Source organism: Streptomyces gamaensis, from assembly GCF_042656465.1.
GTDB lineage: Bacteria > Actinomycetota > Actinomycetes > Streptomycetales > Streptomycetaceae > Streptomyces > Streptomyces gamaensis.
This window is the reverse complement of record NZ_JBHSPB010000038.1, coordinates 24,574-30,642: the sequence shown is the minus strand read 5'-3', so window position 1 is coordinate 30,642 and position 6,069 is coordinate 24,574. Positions and strand designations below refer to the sequence as shown.

The following is a 6,069-nucleotide window of genomic DNA, read 5'->3' as shown; positions in this document are numbered from 1 at the left end:
GGCCCGGCGGCCGCCCCGGAACCCCCGGGCGGGCGCGGCCTGCTGACCGGCACGGACCGCGAGAGCGCGGCCAGCCCCGCGCCCCCTCCCGGCCCGCCCGGCTCCGACGGGCTGCGCCGCCGGGTGCGGGTGCCCGCCCAGCCCGCCGACCGTCCGCTGCCGGGCCGCTCCGACCCGGTGCTGCTCGCGCGGGCGCTGTCGGAGCTGGAGCGGATGGTGGGCCTGGAGCCGGTCAAACGGCAGGTGCGGGCGCTGTCCGCGCAGTTGCACATGGCCCGGCTGCGCGCGGGCCAGGGCCTGCCCGTGCAGCCCCCCAAGCGGCACTTCATCTTCTCGGGCCCCTCCGGCACCGGCAAGACGACCGTCGCCCGCATCCTGGGCCGGGTGTTCTACGCGCTCGGGCTGCTCGGCGGCGACCACCTCGTCGAGGCCCAGCGCGCCGATCTCGTCGGGGAGTTCCTGGGGCAGACCGCCGTCAAGGCCAATGAGCTGATCGACTCCGCGCTCGGCGGGGTCCTTTTCGTCGACGAGGCGTACAGCCTGTCCAACTCCGGCTACAGCAAGGGCGACGCGTACGGCGACGAGGCCCTGCAGGTGCTGCTCAAACGCGCCGAGGACAACCGCGACCGGCTGGTGGTCATCCTCGCCGGCTATCCGGAGGGCATGGACCGGCTGCTCGCCACCAACCCGGGTCTCGGATCCCGCTTCACCACGCGCGTGGACTTCCCCAGTTACCGCCCCGGCGAGCTCACCCGCATCGGCGAGGTGCTGGCCGCCGAGAACGGCGACCGCTGGGACGAGGAGGCCCTGGAGGAGCTGCGCAGCATCAGCGGCCATGTGGTGGGCCAGGGCTGGATCGACGAGCTGGGCAACGGCCGTTTCGTGCGCACGCTGTACGAGAAGTCCTGCGCGTACCGCGATCTGCGGCTGTCGGGCTACGCGGGCACCCCCACCCGCGACGACCTCGTCACCCTGCGCCTGCCGGATCTGATGCAGGCCTACGGCGAGGTCCTCTCGGGCCCGGGCCGCCACGGCCCGGCGTGGGGGGACGGCGGCGGCCCGGCGAAGGACTGAGGTGCGCGGGCGGGGCCCCCGAGGGCCCCGCCCCTGCCCGTCAGCCGACCAGTGCGTCCTCGGCGGCCCGGTCTCCCGGGACGGGCCGGGCACCCGGCACCGCCCGGTCGTCCTCGCCGGCGGGCGCGCGGTGGGCGGGGTCGCGGACCTCGCCGACGAGCAGTTCCAGGACGTCCTCCAGGGCCACCAGCCCCAGCACCCGTCCCGAGGCGTCGGCGACCGCCGCGAGGTGGGCGGCGGAGTGGCGCATGACGGTGAGGGCGTCGTCCAGCGGCAGTTCGGCCCGCAGCGTCTCCACGCGCCGCCACACGTGCTGCGGCACCGCCCGGTCCCGGTCCTCCAGGTCCAGGACGTCCTTGACGTGCAGATAGCCCATGACGGCCCCGCCCGTGGCGCACACCGGGAAGCGGGAGTAGCCGGTGCGGACGGTCAGTTCCTCGATCTGCCGGGGGGTGACCGAGGGGGTGACCGTCACCAGGGCGGCCGGGTCGAGGAGTACGTCGGTGACGGGGCGGCTGCCCAGCTCCAGCGCGTCCTCCAGCCGTTCCTGCTCGGCGGCTTCGAGGAGGCCCGCCTGGCGGGAGTCCTCCACGAGGTGGGTGAGCTGCTCGCTGGTGAAGACGGCCTCGATCTCCTCCTTGGGCTCGACGCGGAAGACCCGCAGCACCGCGTGCGCGCACGCCCCCAGCAGCGCGGTCACCGGCCGGCACAGCCGGGCGAAGGCGACGAGCCCCGGGCCGAGCCACAGCGCCGCCCGGTCGGGGGCGGACATGGCCAGGTTCTTCGGCACCATCTCGCCGATGACCAGGTGCAGGAAGACCACGAGCGCGAGCGCGACGACGTAGCCGAGCGGGTGGACGAGTCCCTCGGGCAGACGCACGGCCCCGAAGACGGGCTCCAGCAGCCGGGCGACGGTCGGTTCGGCGACCGCGCCGAGGGTCAGTGAGCAGACGGTGATGCCGAACTGGGCGGCCGCCATCATCTGCGGCAGGCTCTCCAGCCCGGTCAGGACGGTACGGGCGCGGGCCGAGCCGTCGGCCGCGTACGGTTCGATCTGGCTGCGCCGCACGGAGACGAGCGCGAACTCGGCGCCGACGAAGAAGCCGTTGGCGAGTACCAGCAGGGCCGCGAAGAGGAGCTGGAGCGTGTTCACCGTCGCTCCCCCCGTGCCGGGCCGGCGGCGACGGCCGGGGCGGGTGCGCCGCGTACGAGGCGCACCCGCTCGGCCCGGTGGTGCCCCACCTGACGCACCGACAGCCGCCAGCCGCCGGGCAGTTCGGCCACGTCGCCGGGGACGGGGATACGGCCGAGCAGATCGGCGACGAGTCCGGCGACGGTCTCGTACGGGCCGTCGGGGACCTTCAGGCCGGTGCGCTCCAGGCGTTCCACCCGGCAGCCGCCGTCGGCCTCCCACGCCGAGCGGCCGTCCTCGCAGGGGACGGGGGCGAGTTCGGGGGCGTCGGCGTCCTCGCGGTCGTGCTCGTCGCGGACCTCGCCGACCAGTTCCTCGACGATGTCCTCCAGCGTGACCACGCCGGCGGTACCGCCGTACTCGTCGACGACGACGGCTATCGGCTGCTCGCTGCGCAGCCGCTCCAGCAGCGGCGCGACGGGCAGGCTGCCGGGAACGAGCAGGGGCGGCACGGCGATCCGGGTGACGGGCGTGCGCAGCCGCTCCTCGCCGGGCACCGCGAGCGCGTCCTTCAGGTGCACCATGCCGACGACCTCGTCGAGCCGTTCGCGGTAGACGGGGAAGCGGGAAAGGCCGGTGGCCCGGGTGAGGTTGAGGACGTCCTCGGCGGTCGCGGACGACTGCAGGGCGCTGACCTTGACCCGAGGGGTCATCACATGCTGTGCCGTCAGCTCGCCGAGGGAGAGGGTGCGCACGAACAGGTCGGCGGTGTCCTCCTCCAGGGCGCCGGCGCGGGCCGAGTGCCGGGCCAGGGAGACGAGTTCACCGGGGGTGCGGGCGGAGGCGAGCTCGTCGGCGGGTTCGACGCCCAGGGTCCGTACGAGCCGGTTGGCGACCGCGTTCAGCAGGGTGATCACGGGGCGGAACAGCCGGGAGAACAGGCTCTGCGGGCCCGCGACGAACCGTGCGACGTCCAGCGGCCGGGAGACCGCCCAGTTCTTCGGCACGAGTTCGCCGACGACCATCTGCACGGCGGCGGCGAGCAGCATGCCGGTGACGACGGCCACGCCGGAGGCGGCCCCGTCCGGCAGCCCGGCGGCGAGCAGCGGGCCGGAGAGCAGCGAGCCGAGCGCGGGCTCGGCGAGCATGCCGACCGCCAACGAGGTGATGGTGATGCCGAGTTGGCTGCCCGACAGCTGGAAGGAGAGCTCCCGCAGGGAGGCGACGACGGTACGGGCGCGGTGGTCGCCGTCGGCGGCGGCCCGCTCGGCGTCCGGCCGCTCGACGGTGACGAGCCCGAACTCGGCGGCGACGAAGAAGCCGTTGGCCAGGATCAGCAGGAGTGCTGCCGCGAGCAGCAGCAGGGACAGGGTGATGCTCATGCCGCCGCCTTGAGGGAGAGGGCGGCGGCGCAGGTACTGCAGGACGGTCCGTCCATTGCCGGAGAGGGTCACTCCTCGGTTCGCAGGTGCCCCGCGGGGCGCGCGGAGAGCGCGGCCGGTCGGTGTGCGGGACGGGGCAGGGAATGTGCCCGTGGCACCAGATTAGTCAAGGAGTCGCGGCGCGGGGGCGGGCACCCGCCCCCGGTTTCGCGTGCTAGCGCGCGGCGTTGCCGGTGCCGTGCGCCTCGGCGAGGGCCCTCAGGGTGCGGGCGTCGGCGATCGCCTGCTGCCTGGCGATGCCCGGCTGGATGCCCATGGCGGGCAGGGTGGTGCCGTCGGAGAGGTCGAGCTGCACCCAGGCGTCGCCGTTGCGCAGATTGACCCGGACGATCTGGGCCCACTCCAGGTGCCGGGTGGTGGCGAGGTTCACGACGGTGACCCCGTCCGGGGCGGCGACGACCTTGGGCCGGGCGAGCGCCCAGGCCGCGCCGAACAGCAGCAGTCCGGTGACGACGAACGTCGCCCGGTCCCCCGCCGTCAGCGCCGGGAGCAGGAACGACACCACGGCGAGCACAACGGCCAGGGCGGCGCCGAGGCTCAGCAGCACGGCCCGGGTCCGGGTCGGGCGGAAGGTGACGGGCAGCTGCGGCAGGGCGGGCGGCGGGGGCACGGGGGTGGGCACGGCGGTCATTTCCGGTGGGTTCGGTCGCGGGGGCGGTCCGGGGGAACGCCCGTCACAGACGGCAGGCGTGGATGGTGGTGGTGAGGATGGCGCGCGCGCCCAGCTCGTAGAGCTCGTCCATGATGCGCTGGGCGTCGCTGGAGGGAACCATCGAGCGGACCGCGACCCAGCCCTCGTGGTGCAGCGGGGAGACGGTGGGCGACTCCAGGCCGGGGGTCAGGGCGACGGCGCGCTCGACCTGCTCGACGCGGATGTCGTAGTCCATCATCACGTAGCGGCGGGCGACGAGGACGCCCTGCATACGGCGGAGGAACTGGCGCACCTTGGGGTCGTCCACGGGGGCCCCGGCGCGGCGGATGACGACGGCCTCGGAGGTGAGGATCGGCTCGCCGATGACCTCCAGACCGGCGTTGCGCAGGGTGGTGCCGGTCTCCACGACGTCCGCGATGATCTCGGCGACGCCCAGCTGGATGGCGGTCTCGACGGCGCCGTCGAGGTGGACGACGGCGGCGTCCACGCCGTGGTCGGCGAGGTGCTTGGTGACCAGGCCGGGGAAGGACGTCGCGATCGTCATCCCGCCGAAGTCGGTGACCTCCTTGGCCGTGCCCGGCCGGGTGGCGTAGCGGAAGGTCGAGCCGGCGAAGCCCAGCTGCATGATCTCCTCGGCCTGCGAGCCGGAGTCCAGCAGCAGGTCGCGGCCGGTGATGCCGATGTCGAGCTTGCCGGAGCCGACGTAGACGGCGATGTCGCGCGGGCGCAGGAAGAAGAACTCGACGTCGTTGTCGGAGTCGACGAGCACGAGCTCCCTGCGGTCCTTGCGCTGGCGGTAGCCGGCCTCATGGAGCATCGCCGACGCAGGCTCGGAGAGAGAACCCTTGTTGGGAACGGCGATGCGCAGCATGAGGTGTGCTTCCTTCGTGCGGGGATGTGCGGGGAGTTGCTGGGGGTACTGCTCGGTTTTCGGTACTGCCGGTGGTCGGGTGACCCGTCTACAGATGGGCGTAGACGTCGTCGAGGGAGATGCCCCGGGCCACCATCATCACCTGAAGGTGGTACAGCAGCTGGGAGATCTCCTCGGCGGTGGCCTCGGCGCCCTCGTACTCGGCGGCCATCCACACCTCGGCGGCCTCCTCGACCACCTTCTTGCCGATGGCATGGACACCCTTGCCCACCAGCTCGGCGGTGCGGGAGGTGGCGGGGTCGCCGGAGGCTTTCTGCTGGAGCTCGGCGAAGAGCTCCTCGAACGTCTTCTTGGACATGGTGGTCCTACCCTACGGGGTCCGCCGCCCGCCTCAGTGCCAGGGCTCGGACACGGAGCGCAGGATCACCGCCGTGGCGACGGCCGCGGTGACCGCCTCGTGGCCCTTGTCCTCGGTGGAGCCGGGCAGCCCGGCCCGCTGCACGGCCTGCTCGTCGGTGTCGCAGGTCAGGACGCCGAAGCCGACGGGGACTCCGGTGTCGACGGCGACCTGGGTCAGGCCCTGGGTGACGCCCTGGCACACGTAGTCGAAGTGCGGGGTGCCGCCCCGGATCACGACGCCGAGGGCGACGATCGCGTGGTAGCCGCGGCCGGCCAGCACCTTGGCGGCGACGGGCAGCTCCCAGCTGCCGGGGACGCGCAGCACCGTCGGTTCGTCGATGCCGAGTTCGTGCAGGGCGCGCAGGGCGCCGTCGAGGAGGCCGTCCATGGCCTTCTCGTGCCACTGCGCGGCGATCACGGCCACGCGCAGGTCCTGGCAGTTCCTCACACTCAGTTCGGGGGCGCCCTTGCCGCTCACGTCTCTCCTTCGGTGGATTCG

The 6,069-nt window shown here is 73.5% G+C and carries 7 protein-coding genes; 1 reads left to right on the top strand and 6 read right to left on the bottom strand.

Going from position 1 to position 6,069, the window contains the following annotated elements:
- Positions 1 to 1,074, top strand: a 1,074-nt coding sequence (locus ACFP1Z_RS32660; protein ID WP_390321532.1) for an AAA family ATPase, incomplete at its 5' end; no start/stop codon positions are given.
- A gap of 40 nt (positions 1,075 to 1,114) precedes the next feature.
- Here ACFP1Z_RS32660 and ACFP1Z_RS32655 read toward each other — a convergent pair.
- The 6 genes from ACFP1Z_RS32655 to ribH form a co-directional block, all read right to left on the bottom strand.
- Positions 1,115 to 2,227 carry a hemolysin family protein gene (locus ACFP1Z_RS32655; protein ID WP_390321531.1) on the bottom strand — a complete coding sequence of 371 codons (1,113 nt, stop codon included), beginning with the start codon at positions 2,225 to 2,227 and terminating at the stop codon, positions 1,115 to 1,117.
- On the bottom strand, positions 2,224 to 3,582 hold the full coding sequence (locus ACFP1Z_RS32650; RefSeq protein WP_390321534.1) for a hemolysin family protein: 1,359 nt from the start codon (positions 3,580 to 3,582) through the stop codon (positions 2,224 to 2,226). The genes ACFP1Z_RS32655 and ACFP1Z_RS32650 overlap by 4 nt, the downstream gene beginning before the upstream one ends.
- A gap of 220 nt (positions 3,583 to 3,802) precedes the next feature.
- Entirely contained in the window at positions 3,803 to 4,279 is a 477-nt protein-coding gene (locus ACFP1Z_RS32645) for a PH domain-containing protein (RefSeq protein ID WP_390321530.1), read from the bottom strand.
- A gap of 43 nt (positions 4,280 to 4,322) precedes the next feature.
- A complete protein-coding gene (hisG, locus tag ACFP1Z_RS32640; protein WP_390321528.1) occupies positions 4,323 to 5,171 on the bottom strand; it encodes an ATP phosphoribosyltransferase in 849 nt (282 codons plus the stop codon).
- A gap of 88 nt (positions 5,172 to 5,259) precedes the next feature.
- The gene (locus tag ACFP1Z_RS32635) at positions 5,260 to 5,529 is read right to left on the bottom strand and encodes a phosphoribosyl-ATP diphosphatase (protein WP_071963644.1); all 270 of its coding nucleotides are present in this window, start codon (positions 5,527 to 5,529) and stop codon (positions 5,260 to 5,262) included.
- A gap of 33 nt (positions 5,530 to 5,562) precedes the next feature.
- Entirely contained in the window at positions 5,563 to 6,048 is a 486-nt protein-coding gene (gene ribH, locus ACFP1Z_RS32630) for a 6,7-dimethyl-8-ribityllumazine synthase (RefSeq protein ID WP_390321526.1), read from the bottom strand.
- Between the last annotated feature and the right edge of the window lie 21 nt (positions 6,049 to 6,069).

Excerpts from the sequence above, each read along its gene's own strand:
- ACFP1Z_RS32645 (WP_390321530.1), bottom strand. The coding sequence starts at position 4,279 with ATGACCGCCGTGCCCACCCCCGTGCCCCCGCCGCCCGCCCTGCCGCAG.
- hisG (WP_390321528.1), bottom strand. The coding sequence starts at position 5,171 with ATGCTGCGCATCGCCGTTCCCAACAAGGGTTCTCTCTCCGAGCCTGCG.
- ACFP1Z_RS32635 (WP_071963644.1), bottom strand. The coding sequence starts at position 5,529 with ATGTCCAAGAAGACGTTCGAGGAGCTCTTCGCCGAGCTCCAGCAGAAA.